21 protein-coding genes are annotated in these 19,505 nt (G+C 73.9%); 8 read left to right on the top strand and 13 right to left on the bottom strand.

Annotated elements, in window-relative coordinates:
* The first annotated feature begins 1 nt into the window (after nt 1).
* Entirely contained in the window at nt 2-1,162 is a 1,161-nt protein-coding gene (locus ACIBH3_RS01060; RefSeq protein ID WP_396309710.1) for an Mrp/NBP35 family ATP-binding protein, read from the top strand.
* 107 nt (nt 1,163-1,269) lie between these two features.
* On the opposite strand, the gene ACIBH3_RS01065 is transcribed toward ACIBH3_RS01060, so the two are convergent.
* From ACIBH3_RS01065 to sigE, 4 genes are all read right to left on the bottom strand, one after another.
* On the bottom strand, nt 1,270-1,968 hold the full coding sequence (locus tag ACIBH3_RS01065; protein WP_396309711.1) for a hypothetical protein: 699 nt from the start codon (nt 1,966-1,968) through the stop codon (nt 1,270-1,272).
* A gap of 234 nt (nt 1,969-2,202) precedes the next feature.
* On the bottom strand, nt 2,203-2,640 hold the full coding sequence (locus ACIBH3_RS01070; protein ID WP_396309712.1) for a sec-independent translocase: 438 nt from the start codon (nt 2,638-2,640) through the stop codon (nt 2,203-2,205).
* Nucleotides 2,641-2,817: 177 nt separating this feature from the next.
* Complete coding sequence (locus tag ACIBH3_RS01075; protein ID WP_396309713.1) at nt 2,818-3,861, bottom strand: zf-HC2 domain-containing protein; 1,044 nt, start codon at nt 3,859-3,861, stop codon at nt 2,818-2,820.
* Nucleotides 3,858-4,577, bottom strand: coding sequence for an RNA polymerase sigma factor SigE (gene sigE, locus ACIBH3_RS01080; protein WP_396309714.1), 720 nt, complete (start codon nt 4,575-4,577; stop codon nt 3,858-3,860). The genes ACIBH3_RS01075 and sigE overlap by 4 nt, the downstream gene beginning before the upstream one ends.
* 278 nt (nt 4,578-4,855) lie before the next feature.
* Here sigE and ACIBH3_RS01085 point away from each other — a divergent pair, with 278 nt between their 5' ends.
* Complete coding sequence (locus tag ACIBH3_RS01085; protein ID WP_396309943.1) at nt 4,856-5,557, top strand: O-methyltransferase; 702 nt, start codon at nt 4,856-4,858, stop codon at nt 5,555-5,557.
* Between the two features lie 153 nt (nt 5,558-5,710).
* Here ACIBH3_RS01085 and ACIBH3_RS01090 read toward each other — a convergent pair whose 3' ends face one another.
* Nucleotides 5,711-5,878, bottom strand: a complete 168-nt coding sequence (locus tag ACIBH3_RS01090; RefSeq protein WP_014137929.1) for a DUF3117 domain-containing protein — start codon at nt 5,876-5,878, stop codon at nt 5,711-5,713.
* A gap of 307 nt (nt 5,879-6,185) precedes the next feature.
* Between ACIBH3_RS01090 and ACIBH3_RS01095 the strand changes: the two genes are divergently transcribed.
* A complete protein-coding gene (locus ACIBH3_RS01095) occupies nt 6,186-6,986 on the top strand; it encodes an enoyl-CoA hydratase-related protein (RefSeq protein WP_396309715.1) in 801 nt (266 codons plus the stop codon).
* A gap of 173 nt (nt 6,987-7,159) precedes the next feature.
* On the opposite strand, the gene ACIBH3_RS01100 is transcribed toward ACIBH3_RS01095, so the two are convergent.
* Both ACIBH3_RS01100 and ACIBH3_RS01105 read right to left on the bottom strand, forming a co-directional pair.
* Complete coding sequence (locus ACIBH3_RS01100; RefSeq protein ID WP_396309716.1) at nt 7,160-7,747, bottom strand: DNA-3-methyladenine glycosylase I; 588 nt, start codon at nt 7,745-7,747, stop codon at nt 7,160-7,162.
* On the bottom strand, nt 7,744-8,238 hold the full coding sequence (locus ACIBH3_RS01105; RefSeq protein ID WP_396309717.1) for a DivIVA domain-containing protein: 495 nt from the start codon (nt 8,236-8,238) through the stop codon (nt 7,744-7,746). The genes ACIBH3_RS01100 and ACIBH3_RS01105 overlap by 4 nt, the downstream gene beginning before the upstream one ends.
* A 158-nt stretch (nt 8,239-8,396) precedes the next feature.
* Here ACIBH3_RS01105 and folP point away from each other — a divergent pair, with 158 nt between their 5' ends.
* Nucleotides 8,397-9,209, top strand: a complete 813-nt coding sequence (gene folP, locus ACIBH3_RS01110) for a dihydropteroate synthase (protein WP_396309944.1) — start codon at nt 8,397-8,399, stop codon at nt 9,207-9,209.
* A gap of 310 nt (nt 9,210-9,519) precedes the next feature.
* Here folP and ACIBH3_RS01115 read toward each other — a convergent pair whose 3' ends face one another.
* Together ACIBH3_RS01115 and dapE are read right to left on the bottom strand one after the other, a co-directional pair.
* Nucleotides 9,520-10,326, bottom strand: a complete 807-nt coding sequence (locus ACIBH3_RS01115; RefSeq protein WP_396309718.1) for a TIGR00730 family Rossman fold protein — start codon at nt 10,324-10,326, stop codon at nt 9,520-9,522.
* Nucleotides 10,327-10,401: 75 nt separating this feature from the next.
* Nucleotides 10,402-11,478 (bottom strand): succinyl-diaminopimelate desuccinylase, encoded by a 1,077-nt coding sequence (dapE, locus tag ACIBH3_RS01120; RefSeq protein WP_396309719.1) that lies wholly within the window; start codon nt 11,476-11,478, stop codon nt 10,402-10,404.
* 211 nt (nt 11,479-11,689) lie between these two features.
* Between dapE and ACIBH3_RS01125 the strand changes: the two genes are divergently transcribed.
* Together ACIBH3_RS01125 and ACIBH3_RS01130 are read left to right on the top strand one after the other, a co-directional pair.
* A complete protein-coding gene (locus tag ACIBH3_RS01125; protein ID WP_396309720.1) occupies nt 11,690-12,703 on the top strand; it encodes a hypothetical protein in 1,014 nt (337 codons plus the stop codon).
* 335 nt (nt 12,704-13,038) lie between these two features.
* A complete protein-coding gene (locus tag ACIBH3_RS01130; protein WP_396309721.1) occupies nt 13,039-13,752 on the top strand; it encodes a hypothetical protein in 714 nt (237 codons plus the stop codon).
* Nucleotides 13,753-13,847: 95 nt separating this feature from the next.
* Here the strand turns inward: ACIBH3_RS01130 and dapC are convergent, their stop codons facing one another.
* Together dapC and fdxA are read right to left on the bottom strand one after the other, a co-directional pair.
* Entirely contained in the window at nt 13,848-14,993 is a 1,146-nt protein-coding gene (gene dapC / locus ACIBH3_RS01135) for a succinyldiaminopimelate transaminase (RefSeq protein WP_396309722.1), read from the bottom strand.
* A 17-nt stretch (nt 14,994-15,010) separates the two neighbouring features.
* Entirely contained in the window at nt 15,011-15,337 is a 327-nt protein-coding gene (gene fdxA, locus ACIBH3_RS01140; RefSeq protein ID WP_030061559.1) for a ferredoxin, read from the bottom strand.
* Between the two features lie 186 nt (nt 15,338-15,523).
* On the opposite strand from fdxA, the gene ACIBH3_RS01145 reads away from it, so the two are divergent.
* The gene (locus ACIBH3_RS01145) at nt 15,524-16,480 is read left to right on the top strand and encodes a GNAT family N-acetyltransferase (protein ID WP_396309723.1); all 957 of its coding nucleotides are present in this window, start codon (nt 15,524-15,526) and stop codon (nt 16,478-16,480) included.
* Nucleotides 16,481-16,564: 84 nt separating this feature from the next.
* The gene (locus tag ACIBH3_RS01150; RefSeq protein ID WP_396309724.1) at nt 16,565-17,443 is read left to right on the top strand and encodes a transglutaminase family protein; all 879 of its coding nucleotides are present in this window, start codon (nt 16,565-16,567) and stop codon (nt 17,441-17,443) included.
* A 46-nt stretch (nt 17,444-17,489) separates the two neighbouring features.
* On the opposite strand, the gene ACIBH3_RS01155 is transcribed toward ACIBH3_RS01150, so the two are convergent.
* Together ACIBH3_RS01155 and ACIBH3_RS01160 are read right to left on the bottom strand one after the other, a co-directional pair.
* On the bottom strand, nt 17,490-18,119 hold the full coding sequence (locus ACIBH3_RS01155; protein WP_396309725.1) for a response regulator transcription factor: 630 nt from the start codon (nt 18,117-18,119) through the stop codon (nt 17,490-17,492).
* A 92-nt stretch (nt 18,120-18,211) separates the two neighbouring features.
* Entirely contained in the window at nt 18,212-19,504 is a 1,293-nt protein-coding gene (locus ACIBH3_RS01160) for a sensor histidine kinase (RefSeq protein ID WP_396309726.1), read from the bottom strand.
* Between the last annotated feature and the right edge of the window lies 1 nt (nt 19,505).

The raw sequence follows: 19,505 nt of genomic DNA on the forward strand, positions 1-19,505 counted from the left end.
CATGGCCAACGAGACAGAGGTTGCGGTCGGTGTGACGGAGGAGTCCGTACGCGCGGCACTGGCGACCGTCAACGACCCGGAGATCAACCGCCCGATCACCGAGATCGGCATGGTGAAATCGGTCGAGATCGCCGAGGACGGCGCCGTGCGCGTCGCGGTCTACCTGACCGTCTCCGGCTGTCCGATGCGCGAGACGATCATCAGCCGGGTGACCCAGGCCGTCGGGAAGGTCCCCGGCGTGAGCGGCGTCGAGGTCGAGCTCGACGTGATGAGCGAGGAGCAGCGCAAGGAGCTCTCCCAGCTGCTGCGCGGCGGCGCCCCCGAGCGGGAGATCCCGTTCGCCAAGCCGGGCACCCTGACCCGGGTGTACGCGGTCGCCTCCGGCAAGGGCGGAGTCGGCAAGTCCTCCGTGACGGTGAACCTGGCCGCCGCGATGGCCGCCGACGGCCTGAAGGTCGCCGTCGTGGACGCCGACATCTACGGCCACAGCGTGCCGCGGATGCTGGGCGTCGAGGGCCGCCCGACCCAGGTCCAGGACATGATCATGCCGCCGTCCGCGCACGGCGTGAAGGTCATCTCGATCGGGATGTTCACCCCGGGCAACGCCCCGGTGGTGTGGCGCGGCCCGATGCTGCACCGCGCGCTCCAGCAGTTCCTCGCCGACGTGTACTGGGGCGACCTCGACGTCCTGCTGCTCGACCTGCCCCCGGGCACCGGCGACATCGCGATCTCGGTCGCCCAGCTGGTGCCGAACGCCGAGATCCTGATCGTCACCACCCCGCAGATGGCCGCCGCCGAGGTGGCCGAGCGGGCCGGGACGATCGCGCTGCAGACCCACCAGAAGATCGTCGGCGTGATCGAGAACATGTCCGGCATGCCCTGCCCGCACTGCGACGAGATGATCGACGTCTTCGGCACCGGTGGCGGGCAGACCGTCGCCGACGCGCTGACCCGCTCGGTCGGCGCCACCGTGCCGGTGCTCGGCTCGATCCCGATCGACGTCCGGCTGCGCGAGGGCGGCGACGACGGCACCCCGGTCGTCCTGGCCGCCCCCGACTCCCCGGCCGGCGCCGCCCTGCGCACCGTCGCGGGCAAGCTCGGCGGTCGCCAGCGCGGCCTCTCGGGCCTCTCCCTCGGGCTGACCCCCAGGAACAAGTTCTGACCGGGCACTGAGCGGCCGACGGCCGTGGTGGCGGGGCGAGGCGGTATCAACCGCCTCGCCCCGTCGCGTATGCGGCGGAGCCGGCGGGTCGGCGGGCCCGGGTGGGGCTACGGGCGGGTGTAGGCGGTCAGGTCGGGGACGGTGGAGAAGCCGACGCCGTAGGCGCTGACGCCACGCCCGTACGCTCCGAGCAGGACGCCGGGCGCCTCACCCGCGAGCACCCAGCCGTACTCCGACTCCCGGTAGCGGAAGGGCTGCGGCAGACCGTTGACGGGCAGGCTCAGGGTCGACCAGCCGGGGCCCGCCAGGTCGTCGGCGAGATCCCAGGCCAGCGCCGTCTGCTGGTCCAGCCAGTCCTGGCGCAGCGCGCGGTCCAGCTGGCCGGGCCAGGTGGCCGCGAGCAGGCCGGAGCCCGCCAGCCAGGCGGCCGAGGAGGCGGACGTCGCCTCCAGCGTGCCGGTGTTGTCCGAGCTGCGCCGCACGTCGCGGCGGGCCACCGTCACCACCACGGCGAAGCGGCGGACGTCCCTGGCCTCGTACTGTCTCGCCGGCTCCTCGCCGTGGCCCAGGGTGCCGTAGTCCACGCCGGTGGACTGCCCCGCACGCGGGCCGCCGGCGCCGGCCTGGAGCAGCCAGCGCCGGCCGGTCCAGCCGTCGTCCAGCCCGTACCAGGGGAAGTCCGCCGACAGGTAGGGCAGCAGCGGGTCCGCCGGGCGCGCCTGGCCGCCGACCACGGCGCCGAACGAACCGCCGGGCCCCGGCCCCCCTGCTGTCGCCGTTCCCACCGCATGACTCGTCGCGTCCATCCCCGGGCCTCCTCAAACGCATGTGTTCCCTGCCGCTGCGCGCTCCCATCGTGGCGCACGCCGGTGTTCCCGCAGTGCTCAACGGCCCCGGGAGGGGCTCGGAAGTGACGGAGAGCACAGCTGGACAATCAGCACAATAGCGGCGGACACGCCGCTGCCCCGCTCAGCCGAGGGGCCGGGCGGGGCGGCGTCGGGCCGGGGCACCGGTGACGCGGGGCCGGTCCCGGCGGTGGATCAGGTCGCGTCGGGGTCGAACGGCGGGCGTTCGCCCGTACCCAGCGGCCGGCCGGCCGCCGAAGTGGCCGCCGGGGCGCTCTTGTCCATGTTGACGCTGCCCGAACGCCCGTTCACCACGGCGGCCGGCTTGTCGTCCAGCACGGACTTGATGTCCAGACTCTCGCGGATCTCCTTGAACCCCAGCGGGTCCTCGTCGCCGCCCATCAGCTGCTTGCGGACGAAGGTCTTCGGATGCAGGTCCTCGAACTCGAAGTCCTTGAACTCCGGGCCGAGCTCGCTGCGGATGTCCTCCTTCGCGCTGTCCGCGAAGGACCGGATCTTCCGGATGAACCCCATGGTGTCCTGGATCAGCTTGGGAAGCTTGTCCGGCCCGAAGATCACGATGGCCATGATGACCAGCGTGATGACCTCCAGACCGCCTATGTCCTGGAACACGTAAGCTCCCACGCTCTTCTGACAACGGTGCCTACAGCGTAATGGCCACCGACTGGTCCGTCGCCCACGACGTGATGAAGCCGTGGTGAAGACCGGCCGATGGCCCTCGTCTCTCCTGCACCGGCCGGACGGCCGCCGAGGCGGACCGGCCCCACGGCCCCCGGGGCCGGAGCGGCCCTACGGCCGGTTCTCGGTGTGCAGGCCCGCGCCGTACGACCGCGGCAGGCGGTCGAGCCGCTCCGGCACCGTGCCCGCGCTGTGTGTGGCCGAGGCCGGCAGCAGCGGGAAGTCCACCGGGACCGGCGCCGTCATCGGCACCGGGGCGCCACCGCCGCCGGGCGCCCGCGCCGGGGTGACGGCGGTGCCGTGCTGGTCCTCCCCCGCGACGGAGGAGAGGCCGCCCACCCCGCCCAGCGTCACCGCGGCGACCGAGAAGGCCCCGGCGGCGGCGAAGACGAAGCGGCGCCCGCGCGGCGCCGGGGCCCGGACCACGGGCACGGCCGGCGCGGCGGCCGCCAGCGGCCCGGCCGGCGCCGGATGCGCGCTGCGCCGGCCCATCAGCGGGCGCAGCACCGAACCGCGGCCGAAGGCTCTCGGGTCGACACCCGGCAGTGGTGCGTCCGCGCCCAGCGCGCCCGCGCCGAAGGAGGCCCCGGCGCCACGGCCGAAGGAGCCGCCGTTCAGCCGGCTGCCGCCGAGCGTGCCGCTCGCGGCCACCCCGCCGCCGGGGCCGCCGCGGTGGTCGCCCCGGTCGTCGTGATCGTCGTGCTCGCCCCGGCTGTCCCGCCGCGGGGCGCGGGGGTCCTCCTCGGGGAGGTCGTCCTGGAGGGCGCCGACCGCGAGCAGCCGGGCCATCAGCGTCGAGGAGGGGGCCGGGGTGACGGTGTGCGTCAGCAGGTGCTTCACGGCACGGCCCTCGTCCGCCTCCGCCAGGCACTGCGGACACGTCGCCAGGTGGGCCTGGACGCGGTCGCGGGTGTCGTGGCCGAGCTCGCCGTCCACGAACGCGGAGAGCCGGTCACCGAGATGGTGCTCCTCGGCGGCGGGCTCGGCCGTCCGCAGTGGGAGCAGTGTGGCATCCAGGGCGGGTGGCGCGGTGGCCGTGGGCGGCTCGGGCTCGACCGTGCCCCTGCGGCCCAGCTGGGCCCAGCCGCTACCGCGCCTGGCCTGCGTCCTACCTGGCTCGTGCTGTTCTGGACCGGATCGGCCGACAGCGCTCACGACCGCCTCCGTCCACGCCTCTCGGGGGCGCCACCCCCGTCGCCGCTGACCGCGCCGACCGGTACGGGCTCCTCCGAGCCGCCCCGGCGCTCACGGCCGGGCGCGGCGCCCGGCGCGCGGTGCTTGAGCGCGGCGCGCAGGTGCGAACGGCCGCGGTGGATCCGGCTGCGTACCGTCCCGAGCTTGACGCCGAGCGTCGCGGCGATCTCCTCGTACGAGAGACCCTCGATGTCGCAGAGCACCACGGCGGCACGGAACTCGGGCGCGAGGGTGTCCAGCGCCTGCTGGACGTCGGCGTCGAAGTGCGTGTCGCTGAAGTGCTGGGCCGGGCTCGGCTCACGGCTGGGCAGCCGCTCGGCCGCGTCGTCACCCAGGGCGTCGAAGCGGATCCGCTGGCGGCGGCGGACCATGTCCAGGAAGAGGTTGGTGGTGATCCGGTGCAGCCAGCCCTCGAACGTCCCCGGGGTGTAGGTGGACAGCGAGCGGAAGACCCGGACGAAGACCTCCTGGGTGAGGTCCTCGGCGTCGTGCTGATTGCCCGTCAGACGGTAGGCCAGCCGGTAGACGCGGGCGCTGTGCGCCTCGACGATCTCCTCCCAGGATGGCGGAGTCCAGGTCTGCGCGTCGGGGCCCTCGGCGAAGGTGGCGAGAGCAGCGGGGGCCTCGGCGGTGCCGTCGGCCGGCATGTCCAGGGGGGTGGGCGCAGACTGGTTCATCACGGGCTTCGGCGTACGGACCGACGTGGTGCCGCGGAGCTGCCGCCGCACCGGGACGTCGCCCTCGGCCACACCTCCTCGGTCGGCTCTTCTGGCCAGCAGGGCAACCACCATATCCACCTCACCCGTCAGATCTGGATAAACGTGCTCAACCCCCGGCCGAACACGCCCGCCACCGACCGGTGGCCCTGTGGTGCGCACTCCGATCGTCCGCGCCTTCGTCCGTTCCCAACTGCACCAACGGCCCGCCGCCGGACGCGGTTCCCGGGCGGCCAGTAATCTGTGGCAGGAAATATCGACATCCGGTCGGCACAGGGTCGACACCCGGCGCTCCGAAAGAGGCAGCCATCACCGAGTTCGGGCCCGAGCGTGCGGCCCTCGCCGACACCTACGTGGGCGAGGACGCGGTCCTGACCTACGCCCGCGCCCAGTCCGCCAGGACCGGGATCAGGGCGATCGGACCGAGCGGCGGGGCCTTTCTGCGACTGCTGGCGGCCGCGCTGGACGCCAAGGCGGTCGCCGAGATCGGCACCGGCACCGGTGTGTCCGGCGTCTACCTGCTGCGCGGGATGCGCCCGGACGGCGTGCTGACCACCGTCGACTCCGAGCCGGTGCGCCAGCAGCTGGCACGCGAGGCCTACCTGGCCGCCGGCTTCGCCGCGAACCGGGCCAGGTTCATCCCAGGCCGGGCACTGGAGGTGCTGCCCCGGCTCGCGGACGGCCAGTACGACCTGGTCTTCTGCGACGGCGACCCGGCTGAATCGCAGGCCTACCTTGCAGAATCGTTGCGGCTGCTGCGCCCCGGCGGCATGGTCTGCTTCGAGGGCGTCTTCCAGGAGGGCCGGCTCGCCGAGCCATCCCACCGCGACCCGCAGACCCACGCCGTCCGCGAGCTGGTCCGGGACGTCCGGGAGAGCGAGGACCTGCTGCCCGCCCTGCTGCCCGTCAGCGACGGCCTGCTCTGCGCCGTCAAGCGCTGACCTGGCGACACACCCCCGGCACCCCCGTGCACCCCGGAACTGCCGTGCACCCCGGCGCGCCCTCACCCGCGAACGCCACGGGGCCCGGGCCGACAGGTCGTCGGTCCGGGCCCCGTGCACATCTCCAGGAGATGAGGGGAGCACCCACTGCGGTCAGCCGCAGGCCTTCTTCAACGCCTCGCCCAGGGCGTCGGCCTCGTCCGGCGTGAGCTCCACCACCAGGCGTCCGCCGCCTTCCAGCGGAACGCGCATGATGATGCCCCGCCCCTCTTTGGTGACCTCGAGCGGGCCGTCACCCGTCCGCGGCTTCATGGCCGCCATGCTCGTTCCCCTTCCTGCAACCGCTCAGCTACGTACCGGTGGTCCGTCCACCGCCGGTATCGAACGCATTGATCGGAAGCCATTATCCCGCATGCAACGGCCTGATGACCAACATCACTCTCACCGCAACCACGGCCGGACCCGCCCACAACGGCCGATTTCCTACCCAAAGCCCCGTCCTGGCGGCGATTCGCGCGCCACCTGCGCGCCGCCCAAAGGTGCGATACCTCACACTCCCCACGCGGGCTCCGGCTCCGGCATCCTGGCACAGCACCCTCACCCCACGACCTCGGGAGCCCACAGCCTCATGTCCGACTCCGTGCTGTACGAGCTCGACGGCGGCCTCGCCGTGATCACCATCAACCGCCCGGACGCGATGAACGCGCTGGACACGCCCACCAAGGTGGCCCTGCGGGACACCGTGACCGCGGCGGCCGAGGACCCGGCGGTGCGGGCGGTGCTGCTCACCGGCGCCGGCGACAAGGCGTTCTGCGTCGGACAGGACCTCAAGGAGCACCTGGGCCTGCTCAAGCGCGCCGAGGAGACCGGCGAGGGCGCGCTGAAGACCGTCGCCGAGCACTACAACCCGCTGGTGCGGGCGCTGGCGGGGATGCGCAAGCCGACCGTCGCGGCCGTCGGCGGGGTGGCCGCCGGCGCCGGTGCCTCGCTGGCCTTCGCCTGCGACTTCCGGATCGTCGCCGACTCGGCCGGCTTCAACACCTCCTTCGCCGGGGTGGCGCTGACCGCCGACTCGGGTGCCTCCTGGACGCTGCCCCGGCTGGTCGGGCACGCCCGCGCGACCGAGCTGCTGATGCTGCCGCGCACCGTCAAGGCGCCCGAGGCGCTCCAGCTCGGCCTGGCCACCAGGGTCGTCCCGGCGGCCGAACTCGCCGCCAGCGCACGGAGCTTCGCCCAACAGCTGGCCGAGGGCCCGACGGTCGCCTACGGCGCCATCAAGGAGTCGCTGTCGTACGGCGCCGCCCACTCGCTGAGCGACCTGCTGGACAAGGAGGACGAACTGCAGACCCTCGCGGGCGCCAGCGCCGACCACCGCGAGGCCGTCCGCGCCTTCATCGCCAAGGAGAAGCCCGCCTACCTCGGCCGCTAGCCCGGGAGCGGGCGCCACGGGCCGGGCGTTGACGGCCGGTCGGCACCGGGTGCCGGTCGGCCCGGCGTCCGGCCGGCGGCCGGTGCACGGCCGGCGCGCGGTGTCGTCGGAGCCGGAGCCGGAGCCGAGGGGCGGGCTCGCGAGCGGGGTGGCCGGGTGTCAGGACCCGGGCGTCAGGACCCGGAGCTCAGGGCCGCGCGGACGTGGCAGTCCGCCAGGTGGTCGTCGACCAGACCGCAGGCCTGCATCAGGGCGTAGGCCGTGGTCGGGCCGACGAAGCGGAAGCCCTGCTTCTTCAGCTCCTTGGCCAGTGCCGTCGACTCGGGCGTGACGGCCGGCACCTCCTCCAGCGACCGGGGTGCCGGGCGGCCGGGGTCGACGGCATAGCGCCAGATCAGCGCGTCCAGCCCGCCGTCGAGCTCGCGCGCCACCCGGGCGTTGGCGATCGAGGCCTCGATCTTCGCCCGGTTGCGGATGATGCCGGTGTCCTGGAGCAGCCGCTCCACGTCCGCCTCACCGAACTCGGCGACCTCGGCGATCTCGAAGCCCGCGAACGCCGCCCGGAAGCCCTCCCGGCGGCGCAGGATGGTGATCCAGGACAGCCCGGACTGGAACGCCTCCAGGCAGACGCGCTCGAACAGCGCGTCGTCGCCGTGCACCGGCCGGCCCCACTCGCCGTCGTGGTACTCCCGGTAGTCCTCGGAGGAGTTGCCCCAGGCACAGCGCAGCAGCCCGTCGGGGCCCGGCACGGTGCCGGTCATCGGTCCGCCGGGCGGTCGTCCGTCGCCGGGTGGTCCGCCCGGCGGTCGGCTGGGCGCTCGGCGGCCGCGCCGGCGGTCTCCGGCGCCTGGTCGGCCGCCGGAGCCGCGGACGGAGCCTCGGCCGACTCGACGACCTTGGCGAACGCCTCCAGGCCGGGCAGCGGCTCGCCCCCCGGCTCGGCGTCCGGTCCGGCCTCCACCGCGCCGCGCAGGGCGGCCGCGGCCTCCAGCTCGGCGATCCGCGAATCCCGGTACGCGAGTTCCGCGCCCAGCCGGTCGAGCACGTCGTCGACCTCGTCCATCCGGTAGCCGCGCACGGCCATCGGCAGCCGGATCTCGTCCACGTCGTGGCGGCTGAGCGGACGGTCCTGCGGAAGCCTGGCGGCGATCCGGTCGTGCACCGCCTCCGGCAGCGAGCCGCCACCGCCCAGCGCCACCAGCGCGGCGCCTCCGACCACCACGGCCATCGCCGCCACGATCACCCAGAACACGAGCTGTCCTCCCGACTTCCTGGCCGGCCCCGATAACAGTGGGATCATGGTCCCCGAGTAGGCCGGGGGCCATCATCGCACCCGCAGCAGCTGTGGAGGAGACAACGGTGGCACTGCGCCTGGGACCGCGTGAGTTCGGCGACGACGAGCTGGTGATCATGGCCATCGTCAACCGCACTCCGGACTCGTTCTTCGACCGCGGAGCCACCTTCGCCGACGAGGCCGCGTTCGCCGCCGCCGACCGCGCCGTGGCCGAGGGCGCGGCGATCCTGGACATCGGCGGGGTCAAGGCCGGACCGGGCGAGGAGGTCACGGTCGAGGAGGAACTGCGTCGCACGGTGCCCTTCGTGGCGGAGCTGCGCAAGCGCCACCCGCAGGCCGTGATCAGCGTGGACACCTGGCGGCACGAGGTCGGCGAGGCGGTCTGCGAGGTCGGCGCGGACCTGCTGAACGACGCCTGGGGCGGGTACGACCCCGCGCTCGCCGAGGTCGCCGCCCGGTACGACGCCGGGCTGGTCTGCACCCACGCGGGCGGCGTCGAGCCGCGTACCCGCCCGCACCGGGTCGGTTACCAGGACGTGATGGCGGACATCCTGCGGGTGACGGTCGGACTGGCCGAGCGGGCCGCCGGTCTCGGCGTGCGCCGGGACGCCCTGATCATCGACCCGGGCCACGACTTCGGCAAGAACACCCGGCACTCGCTGGAGGCCACCCGCCGGCTGCCCGAGATGACGGCCACCGGGTTCCCGGTACTGGTCTCGCTCTCCAACAAGGACTTCGTCGGCGAGACCCTCGACCGGCCGGTGGACGAGCGGCTGCTCGGCACCCTGGCCACCACCGCGGTCTCGGCCTGGCTGGGCGCCCGGATCTACCGGGTGCACCAGGTCGCGGAGACCCGGCAGGTGCTCGACATGGTGGCCTCGATCCAGGGCACCCGTCCCCCGGCGGTGGCCCGCCGGGGTCTGGGGTGAGCTGGTCAGCTTCTGTCTGGGGCTCGGCTCGCCTCCGGGGCGCTCTCTTCCTTTGGGGGCTCGGCTCGCCTCCGGGGCGCTCTCCTCATTTGGCGCTCGGCTCGCCTCCGGGGCGCTTCAGCCCGGCGCCGACGGTCGTCGCTCCCGCGCTCCCTCGTACCTCGGTCGCTTCCTCGCTCCTCCCTTTCGGCACCGGCGCGCCCCTTCGGCTCGCTCGCCGGTGGTGGGTGGCTGAGGTCAGGTAAGGCGCGGGCGGGCAAGGGCCCGGGAGCGGGCGTGGGCGTGGGCGGCCCGCCCCGGGCGGGGGCCGCTAGATCAGGTCGGGGCGGCGGGTCTCGGCGAGGATCTTCATCACCTCGTCGACCTCGTCGGTGATGTGGAACAGCTCCAGGTCCTTGGGCGAGGCCTTGCCCTCGGCGACCAGGGTGTTCTTCAGCCACTCGAAGAGGCCGCTCCAGTACGCGGTGCCGAACAGCACCACGGGGAAGCGGGTCACCTTCTTCGTCTGCACCAGCGTCAGCGCCTCGAAGAGCTCGTCCAGCGTGCCCAGACCTCCGGGCAGCACCACGAAGCCCTGGGCGTACTTGACGAACATCGTCTTGCGGACGAAGAAGTAACGGAAGTTCAGCCCGAGATCGACGAACTCGTTGAGCCCCTGCTCGAAGGGCAGCTCGATGCCGAGGCCGACGCTGAGCCCGCCCGCCTCCGAGGCACCACGGTTGGCCGCCTCCATCGCGCCCGGGCCGCCACCGGTGATCACGGCGTAGCCGGCCTCGGCCAGCGCCCGGCCGATCGCCACCCCGGAGGCGTACTCGGGTGAGTCGACGGCCGTCCGGGCGGAGCCGAAGACACTGATGGCGGGTGGCAGTTCGGCGAGCGCGCCGAAGCCCTCGACGAACTCCGAGGTGATCCGCCAGACCCGCCACGGGTCGGTGTGCAGCCAGTCGGTGGGGCCGGTGGTGTCCAGCAGACGCTGATCCGTGGTGCCGGTGCCGACCTGGTCGCGCCGGACCAGGACCGGCCCCTTCTGCTTCTCCGGCCAGGACTTCTTCTGCCCGGGCTCGCCCACCCGCTCAGGGCCGTGTCCGTAGTGCTTTTCGTCTCCTGTGCCTGTCATGACGAAACCCTACGCCCGCCGATCCCCGATTTCAGGGAACGGCGAGAGGTCGGTTCGCGGACCTTCAGGTGGCGCTCAGGAGCCGGTGAGCCAGCTGCGCAGCCGCTCCTCCACCTCGCCGATCGCGGCGAGCGAGCAGTGCTCCTCGCGCTTGTGCGCGAGATTGGGGTCACCCGGGCCGTAGTTGACCGCCGGGACGCCCAGCGCGCTGAACCTGGCGACGTCCGTCCAGCCGAACTTGGCCCGGGCCTGGCCGCCGGTGGCGGCCAGGAAGGCCTGGGCGGCGGGCTGGCCGAGGCCGGGCAGCGCGCCGGGAGCGGAGTCGGTCACCGTGATCTCGTAGCCCTCGAAGACCTCGCGCACGTGCGCCTCGGCGTCGGCCTGGCTGCGGTCCGGGGCGTAGCGGAAGTTGACCGTCACCACGCACTCGTCGGGGATCACGTTGCCGGCCACGCCGCCGTCGATCCGGACCGCGTTGAGGCCCTCGCGGTACTCCAGGCCGTCGATCTCCACCCGGCGCGGGCGGTAGGAGACCAGCCGGCCGAGCACCTCGGCGGCGTGGTGGATGGCGTTGTCGCCGAGCCAGCTGCGGGCCACGTGCGACCGTACGCCGGTGAGCCTGACCTGCACCCGCAGGGTGCCCTGGCAGCCGCCCTCGACCATGGCGCCGCTGGGCTCCAGCAGGACCGCGAAGTCCGCGGCCAGCCAGTCGGGGTGCTGGGCGGCGAGGTGGCCGAGCCCGTTGCGGGAGGCCTCGATCTCCTCGCAGTCGTAGAAGACGAAGGTGAGGTCCCGGTTCGGCTCGGGCAGGGTGGCGGCCAGCCGCAGCTGTACGGCCACACCCGACTTCATGTCGGAGGTGCCGCAGCCGTAGAGCAGGTCCCCCTCGACGTGGGAGGGCACGTTGTCGGCGATCGGGACGGTGTCCAGGTGGCCGGCGAGCAGCACCCGCTCCGCGCGGCCGAGGTTCGTCCGGGCGACCACGTTGTTGCCGTACCGGTCGACCCTCAGGTGCGGGTAGGCACGCAGCGCGGCCTCCACCGCGTCGGCGAGCGCCTGCTCGTCGCCGCTGACGGACGGGAAGTCGACGAGCTGCGCGGTCAGCGCGCCGCCGTCGAGGGTGAGGTCCAGGGACGTATGGGGGCTGCTCATGGTCGCCAAGCGTATCGCCGGGCCGGTCCGGCGCCGGCCCGTGTCCACGATCGCCCGCCCGGCGTCCGCCCGTCACCCCGTACGCCTGCGCCGGCCCCGGGTACGGACGCGCCGGGGGCCGCGCGCGGCGGCGGTCCGCAACCGTGGACGCCGTACACCCGTCCGAGTAGGTACGGTGGCGGGGCAATGCACGGTTCGAGAGGGGCGGCGGGTGGCCAGGAGAGCTAGGGGCGGAGAGAGCGGCGGCAAGGCTGCTCCGCGCCGGGGCAGGCTGCTGCGCTGGATCCTGGTCGGGCTGGTGGTGGCCGCCGTGATCGCCGGCTCGGTGGTGTGGCTGAACCGGGAGAAGTTCGTCCCGGAGGGCTGCACGGTCAAGACCGCGGCCGGCGCGGGCACGCTGGAGATCCCGCAGGCCGCGAACGCCGCGACGATCTCCGCGGTGGCGCACTCGCGGGGGCTGCCGGACCGGGCGGTGACGATCGCGCTGGCGACGGCGATGCAGGAGTCCAAGATCCGCAACCTGACCGGCGGCGACCGCGACTCGGCCGGGCTGTTCCAGCAGCGACCCTCGCAGGGCTGGGGCACGTACGAGCAGATCAAGGACCCGGTGTACGCCACCAACAAGTTCCTCGACGGTCTGGTCAAGGTGCCCGGCTACACCCGACTGCCGCTGACCGACGCCGCCCAGCAGGTGCAGCGCAGCGGCTACCCCCAGGCGTACGCCAAGCACGAGACCAAGGCGACGCTGCTCGCGTCCTCCCTGACCGGCCGTGAGCCGGGCTCGTTCACCTGCGTCGTCCATGACTTCGCCACGCCGGACAGCGCCGACACGCCGAGCGGCCAGCCCGGCGGCGTGACGTCCTCCACCTCGCCGGCCGCCGCGCCCGACCGGACCCAGCAGCTGACCGAGCGGGTGCGCCGGGAGTTCGGCCGTACGGTGACGGCGGCCGACGGCTACACCTCGGCCATCAAGGGCGCGGAGCACGCGGTGGCGCTCACCCCGGAGCCGTCGTCGAGCACGGACTCGGGGCCGGAGGCGGCCCGGGAGAACGGCTGGGCCGTGGCGCACTGGGCGGTGGCGCAGGCGCAGCAGCTGGGGATCGCGACGGTCGCCTACGACGGGAAGATCTGGCGGATGGCCAAGTCCACCGAGGGCTGGAAGCCGCTGGGCACGGGCACCTCGACCACGCTGGTGCAGGTCACCCTGGCGGCGCCGAAGGGCTGAGGCGCCCGTTCGGCGCCGCAACGGCGCGCGGTTGACGCACAGACGGCCGATACACCGCCATCCGGGTGATTCCGGTCAACCTGGATCGACGACCGGCACCCGCGCCGCGCGTCACCGGCGGGTGTTCCGGCCGTCCGGGACGATCCCCTCGGGCCATGGGAAGTGACGATTCTTCATCGGCGGCCCGCCCGGCCGGGCCGCCGATGACGACAGGCCGCCGACACGCCTTCTTGGCGTGCTCTTTACCTGTCCGGACCGAAACCTTCTCGCTCCTCAAGCGGTAATCACGTCGTCCGCCCGGCGGACGGGATTCACCCACACCTCTTAGGAGCTCCATGTCTCTCCCCCTCAAGCGCCGGATCGCCCAGGCCGCGCTGCTCGTCGCGGCCGGCGCGACCCCGCTGGTCGCGGCCGGGTCCGCGTCCGCCGACGCCCTGGTGCCGAAGACCGACCTGGCCGCACCTCTGAGCGCGCTGACGTCCACCGACGGTGGCACCACCCTGCAGAACGCCACGCACGAGCTGGGCCAGGCCGCCGGCTCCGACGCGACCGGCAACATCGTCGCGGACAGCCTGCCCGCGGCGACCCAGAAGGCCGGCACGCTGATGGCCCCGGTCGACAAGACCGCCGCCACCACCGGCACGCTCTCCGCCGTCGCCGCCAAGCTCAGCCCCGCGCTGGACGGCAAGCTCCAGCAGGCCGCCACCGGCCGCAGCGCCGGCACCTCCGCCGACCCGGTCGGCGCGCTGAGCCAGACCGCCGGCGTCACCCCGCAGCTGCCCGCCCCCGGCTCCCTCACCGGCGCGGTGCCCGGTGCCGAGAACCTCACCGGCGGCCTGCCCACCGGCGCCCTGCCCACCGGCTCAATGACCAAGGCCCTGCCCGGCGCCGACCTGCCCGGCGCCGACCTGCTCGGCAGCCTCGGCGGCGCGCCCGCCACCCGCGGCCTGCCCGGCGTCGGCGGCGCCTCCCCGGTCGGCGGCCTGACCGGCGGGCTCGGCCCGGTCGGCGGCCTGCTCGGCGGTATCGGCGGCGGCAACATCGGCTGACCCGACCGCTGACGCACCGACACGGCGAAGGGCCGGGGAGCAGCTGCTCCCCGGCCCTTCGCCAGCTGCTCGGGCCCCTTCGCGGGGCCCTCGGCTCAGCGCCGCAGCCGCTCCACCGCCGCCGCGACCCGCTCGTCCGTGGCGGTGAACGCGACCCGGACGAACCGCTCGCCGGCCGGCCCGTAGAAGTCGCCGGGCGCCACCAGGATGCCCAGTTCGGCCAGCTCGGCCACCGTCTCCCAGCACGGCCGGTCCTGGGTCGCCCACAGGTACAGGCTCGCCTCGGAGTGCTCGATCCGGAAGCCGTACGCCTCCAGCGCCCCGCGCAGTGCGGCCCGCCGCGCCGCGTACCGCCCGCGCTGCTCGGCCACGTGCGCGTCGTCCGACAGCGCCGCGACCGTCGCCGCCTGGACGGGCGCCGGCACGATCATGCCGCCGTGCTTACGGATCTCCAGCAGCTCCGCGACGACCACCGGATCCCCGGCCACGAAGGAGGCCCGGTAGCCGGCCAGGTTGGAGCGCTTGGACAGCGAGTGGACGGCGAGGATGCCCTCGTGCCCGCCACCGCAGACGTCCGGGTGCAGGACGGAGCCCGGATCGGCCTCCCAGCCCAGCTCCAGGTAGCACTCGTCGCTGACCAGCAGCACCCGGTGCTCGCGCGCCCAGGAGACCGCCTCGCGCAGCCGCTCGACGGGCAGCACCCGCCCGGTCGGGTTGGACGGCGAGTTCAGCCAGAGCAGCCGGACCCGGGCCGGGTCCAGCTCGTCCAGCGAGTCGTACTCCACCGCCTCCGCGCCGCACAGCCGCGCCCCGACCTCGTAGGTGGGGTAGGCCAGCCGCGGATGGGCCACCTGGTCACCGGGCCCGAGGCCGAGCTGCGTCGGCAGCCAGGCCACCAGCTCCTTCGAGCCGACCGTCGGCAGGACGGCCTGCGGGCCGATCTCGGCGCCCACCCGGCGGCGCAGCCAGCCGGCGATCGCCTCGCGCAGCTCCAGCGGGCCCCAGACGGTGGGATAGCCGGGCGTGTCGCCGGCACCGGCCAGCGCCTTCTGGATCACCTCGGGGACCGGATCCACCGGGGTGCCCACCGAGAAGTCGCAGAGCCCGCCGGGGTGGGCCAGCGCGGTCCTCTTGTACGGCTCCAGCCGGTCCCAGGGGAAGACCGGCAGGAGGTCTGATACGCGGCGCGCCGCCCCCGGGTGACCCGGGAACGGCGCGTGCGTCGTGTCGTTGCTGCTCACAGCTGGGCTGCCACCGATCAGTGGTCGGCGTTCTGCGGCGGCAGAGCGGCGATGAACGGGTGGTCGCGCTCGATCAGGCCGAGCTTCGAGGCACCACCGGGCGAGCCGAGGTCGTCGAAGAACTCGACGTTCGCCTTGTAGTAGTCCTTCCACTCCTCGGGAGTGTCGTCCTCGTAGAAGATCGCCTCGACCGGGCAGACCGGCTCGCACGCGCCACAGTCGACACACTCATCCGGGTGGATGTAGAGGGACCGCTCGCCCTCGTAGATGCAGTCAACCGGGCATTCTTCGATGCAAGCCTTGTCCTTGACGTCGACACAAGGCTGCGCGATGACGTAGGTCACGCTGTCGTTCCTCCTCGGAAGGGCTGGCCGCCCTAACTATTTGCTTGCGTGCGCGGGTGAGCGCGGCGTCGTCGATGCCCGCCCCTAGTATCGCGGGTCAGAGACCGCAAATGCACAGGAGGTGCCCAGATGGCGGGTGGAGCCCCGGTCGAGAACCGCCCCGAGGTCCGGATAGACCGCTCTGACGTGGGACGACGCGTGTCAGTACGGCGGCTGACGGAGATCGTGGCCGACCGGCCGGTGTTCCGGGATGTGATCGGTGTGCTCACATCCTGGGACGATCTTGGCCTCACGGTAGTTCCCCGCAGCGGTGCGGCGGTCTCCTTCCCGGCAGAGCTGCTGGTCGCGGGCAGGACGGTGCCGCTCTTCCCGGCGCGCCGCGCACCGCTGCCGGCGACCGGCCCGGCCGAGCTGGAGCTGATCGCCGCCCGCGGCTGGCCCGCCGTCGACACGGAGCGGCTCGGCGAGTGGACGCTGCGCGCCTCGGCCGGGTTCACCCGCCGCGCCAACTCCGTCCTCGCCGTCGGTGACCCCGGCCTGCCGCTGCCGGAAGCCGTCGAGGCCGCCCGGCACTGGTACGAGCAGCGCGGCCTGCCCACCTGGATCTCACTGGCCGAGCAGGCCGCGCCCAAGGGGCTCGCCGAGGAGCTGGAGCGGCACGGCGGCCTGCACCAGGAGACGCTGCTGCGCACCGCGCCGCTGGCCGGCCTCGCCAGGATCGCCGGCGACCACCGCCGGGTGCGGCTCTCCCGTACGGCGGACACCGACTGGATGTCGCTCTACCGCAGGGTCACCGACGACCCGGCGGTGGAGGCCGCCGCCCGCCGGGTGATCCACGGCGGGCCGTCGGTGTGGTTCGCGACCGTCCGCGAGGAGGGCGGCGGGGCGCCGATCGCCATCGGGCGCTGCGTGGTCGACGGCGCGTGGGCCGGCTTCGGCGCGGTGGAGGTCAGCCCAGCCGCGCGCCGGCAGGGCCTGGCGTCCGCCATGATGGCCGTGCTCGCCGCCCGGGCCGCCGAGGAGGGCGCCACCGGCGCGTACCTTCAGGTCGAGGCCGACAACGGTGGAGCGCTCGCGCTCTATGACCGGCTCGGCTTCACGACCAGTCACACTTACCAGTACGTCCGCCTTCCCCAGCGGTAGCGCCCCACCCGGCCCAGTACCGCCAGTACCGCCAGCAACACCCAGCTCCCAGCAGCCGTACCCACGAAAGCCGCCGCCGCCACCGTGACCGAGCAGAGCAGAACACGCTTCCGTACCGAGGCCCGGGCCGAGCACCCCGACCCCGTGCTGCTCTGCCTGCTCGCGGCCGCCGAGCACACCCTCGGCGACCACCCCTACCCGGACGACACCGGGGAGCCGCCCACCCTGGACGCGCTGCTGGCCGCCTGCCAGGCCGCACTCGACCGGCACGCGGCCGCCGTCCGGCTCGCCGTGGCCGAGCGCGCGCCCCGCACCCCGGAGGAGACGGCGGCGCTGCTCGCGGCGGTACTCGGCGGGCGGGAGCGCTTCCACGGCCGGGAGGCCGACTACCGCCGGCTGGAGTCCTCACTGCTGCCCGACGTCCTGCGGCGCCGGCGCGGTCTGCCGATCATGCTGGCGCTGGTGTGGAACGCGGTCGCCGCGCGGGCCGGGCTGACCGTCCACGGCGTGGCACTGCCGGGCCACTTCATCGTCGCCGTCGGCGGGCCGGACGACGGCGAGGACTACGTGCTCGCCGATCCCTTCCACGGCGGGCGGCTGCTCGACCTGGAGGATGCCGCCGCCCTGGTGAACGCCACCGGGCACGCCTTCTCCCCCGGCATGCTCAGCCGCGCCCAGCCGCTGGACATCGTGCTGCGGGTGCTCGGCAACATCCGCAACTGGGCCGCCGACCGGCCCGAGCACGCCCGCACCCAGCTCTGGGCCACCGAACTGTCCCTGCTGCTCCCCCGGCACCCGGCGCAGCTGCGGCTGGAGCGGGCCGAACTGCTGGTGCGCACCGGCGACTTCCTGGCCGGGGCCGCCGAGATGGACTCCTACGCCGAGATCCTGGACGCCTTCGACCCGGACACCGCCGCCCGGGTCCGGCTGGACGCCCGCTCGGCCCGCCACCGCCTCAACTGACCGGCGGCGGCCGCCTGCTACCGGCCGGGGCCGGCCGCCGCACCGGCTACAGCCAGCCCTTCTCCCGGGCGATCCGCACGGCCTCGGCCCGGTTGCGGGCGTCCGTCTTCTGGATCGCCATCGAGAGGTAGTTGCGGACCGTCCCCTCCGACAGGTGCAGCCGCCGGGCGATGTCGGCGTTCACCGCGCCGTCCGAGGCCGCCGCCAGGACGTCGCGCTCGCGGGCCGTCAGCGGGTTGGCGCCCTCGGCCAGCGCGGCGGCGGCCAGCGTCGGGTCGATCACCCGCTCGCCGCGCAGCACCCGGCGGATCGCCTCGGCGAGTTCGGCCGCCGGGGCGTCCTTGACCAGGAAGGCGTCGGCGCCGGCCTCCATCGCGCGGCGCAGGTAGCCGGGCCGCCCGAAGGTGGTGGCGATCACGATCTTCGTCTCGGGGCGCCGCCGGTGCAGCAGCGCCGCCGCCTCGATCCCCGTCATCCCGGGCATCTCGATGTCCAGCACGGCCACCTGTACGTCGTGGGCGACCGCCGCGTCCACCACCTCGTCGCCGCGGGAGACCTGCGCGACGACGTCGATGTCCCCCTCCAGCCCGAGCAGCGCGGCCAGCGCCTCCCGGACCATCCCCTGGTCCTCGGCGAGCAGGACCCTTACACCCGGTACTGGCGTCTCGTCAGTCATGCGCCCAGCGTAGGGTCGCGGCGCGCGGCGGCGGCGAGGAGGTCACCCCGTCCGACGTCCAGTCTGCGCGGCTGCTCGGTCTGCGCGTGTGCTCAGCCGGCCGTACGGGCGGTGCCGGCCGGCGTACGGGCGGCACCGGCGGCACCGGCACTCTCCTGCGGGACGGTACGCAGCGGGACGAGGGCGCGCAGGCGGAATCCCCGCCCGCGCGGCCCGGGGCCGGTCACCAGCCTGCCGCCGACCAGGGCGAGCCGCTCACCGAGGCCCGAAAGACCGTTTCCCGCGGCGGACTTGCCCGGACCGGGCCCGTTGTCCGCGACCTCCAGCACGGCGTACCGCTCGCCGTCCTCGGCCCAGCTGCGGTCCGCCGTGACGGTGCACAGGGTGGCGCCCTCTCCGTGCCGGACGACGTTGGTCACCGCCTCGCGCAGCGCCCAGGCCAGCGCGCCGGCCTCCTCGGTGCCCAGCCCCGGCCAGCTGTCGCCGAGCGCGGGGTCGGCCTCCAGCTCGACCTGGGCGGCGGCCAGCGCCGTACGGGCGGCGGCGAGTTCGACCGGCAGGGTCGGACGGCGGAAGCCGCTGACCGCCTCGCGGACGTCGATCAGCGACTGCCTGGCCACCGACTCGATGTCGGCGACCTGGGCGCGCGCGGCCTCCGGCTTGTCCTGGTCCATGAACCGCCCGGCCAGCTCACTCTTCAGCGTGATCAGCGACAGCGAGTGCCCGAGCAGGTCGTGCAGGTCCCGGGCCAGGCGCAGCCGCTCTTCGGACGCCGCCAGGTGCGCGATGGCCGCCCTGGCCTCCCGCAGCTCCCGCATCGTGACGATCAGCCGCTGGAGGCCGGTCATCGCGAGGCCGCTCAGGAAGCAGGGCAGCACGATCGCGGCGAGGGTGTCCGCCTCGGCCCCGATCAGCAGCGCGACCACCAGGGCCAGTACCGTCGCCGCCGCCACCCCGGGGATCCCGAGCCTCGGCGGCAGGACGACGGCGACGCAGACCGAGGTGTAGGTGAACAGCGTCAGCCAGGCCTCGCCGAGCCCGAAGGAGGTGGCCAGCGCCAGCACCGTCATCACCGCGACGCTGACGTGGTGGCCCCGCCACTGCGCCGGCTTGGTCGAGCGGGAGGCGACCAGCGTCAGGTAGGCGCTGAGGAACACCGCCAGCGCCAGCCCGCCCGCCACCGTCGCGCCCGTACCGTGCCGGCCGCCGGCCAGATCCTTGACCGGGTAGGCCAGGTAGACCATCCACAGCGACATCCAGGAGAGCTTGACGACCAGCTGGCGCCGGTTCTCCACCGGCGCACCCGGGATGTTGGTGAACGAGGTACGCCCCTGCTCCTCCTCCCCCGGCTCGGCGGGACGGCGGTTCAGGGGCGACTTCGGCATG

Origin of the sequence: Kitasatospora sp. NPDC050543 (assembly GCF_044457565.1) — a bacterium.
Taxonomy (GTDB): Bacteria; Actinomycetota; Actinomycetes; order Streptomycetales; family Streptomycetaceae; genus Kitasatospora.

Coding starts and splice junctions, on each gene's coding strand:
- ACIBH3_RS01060 (WP_396309710.1), top strand. CDS start 2: ATGGCCAACGAGACAGAGGTTGCGGTCGGTGTGACGGAGGAGTCCGTA.
- ACIBH3_RS01065 (WP_396309711.1), bottom strand. CDS start 1,968: ATGGACGCGACGAGTCATGCGGTGGGAACGGCGACAGCAGGGGGGCCG.
- sigE (WP_396309714.1), bottom strand. CDS start 4,577: ATGAACCAGTCTGCGCCCACCCCCCTGGACATGCCGGCCGACGGCACC.
- ACIBH3_RS01090 (WP_014137929.1), bottom strand. CDS start 5,878: ATGGCGGCCATGAAGCCGCGGACGGGTGACGGCCCGCTCGAGGTCACC.
- ACIBH3_RS01095 (WP_396309715.1), top strand. CDS start 6,186: ATGTCCGACTCCGTGCTGTACGAGCTCGACGGCGGCCTCGCCGTGATC.
- ACIBH3_RS01100 (WP_396309716.1), bottom strand. CDS start 7,747: ATGACCGGCACCGTGCCGGGCCCCGACGGGCTGCTGCGCTGTGCCTGG.
- folP (WP_396309944.1), top strand. CDS start 8,397: ATGGCCATCGTCAACCGCACTCCGGACTCGTTCTTCGACCGCGGAGCC.
- ACIBH3_RS01115 (WP_396309718.1), bottom strand. CDS start 10,326: ATGACAGGCACAGGAGACGAAAAGCACTACGGACACGGCCCTGAGCGG.
- dapE (WP_396309719.1), bottom strand. CDS start 11,478: ATGAGCAGCCCCCATACGTCCCTGGACCTCACCCTCGACGGCGGCGCG.
- ACIBH3_RS01130 (WP_396309721.1), top strand. CDS start 13,039: ATGTCTCTCCCCCTCAAGCGCCGGATCGCCCAGGCCGCGCTGCTCGTC.
- ACIBH3_RS01155 (WP_396309725.1), bottom strand. CDS start 18,119: ATGACTGACGAGACGCCAGTACCGGGTGTAAGGGTCCTGCTCGCCGAG.
- ACIBH3_RS01160 (WP_396309726.1), bottom strand. CDS start 19,504: ATGCCGAAGTCGCCCCTGAACCGCCGTCCCGCCGAGCCGGGGGAGGAG.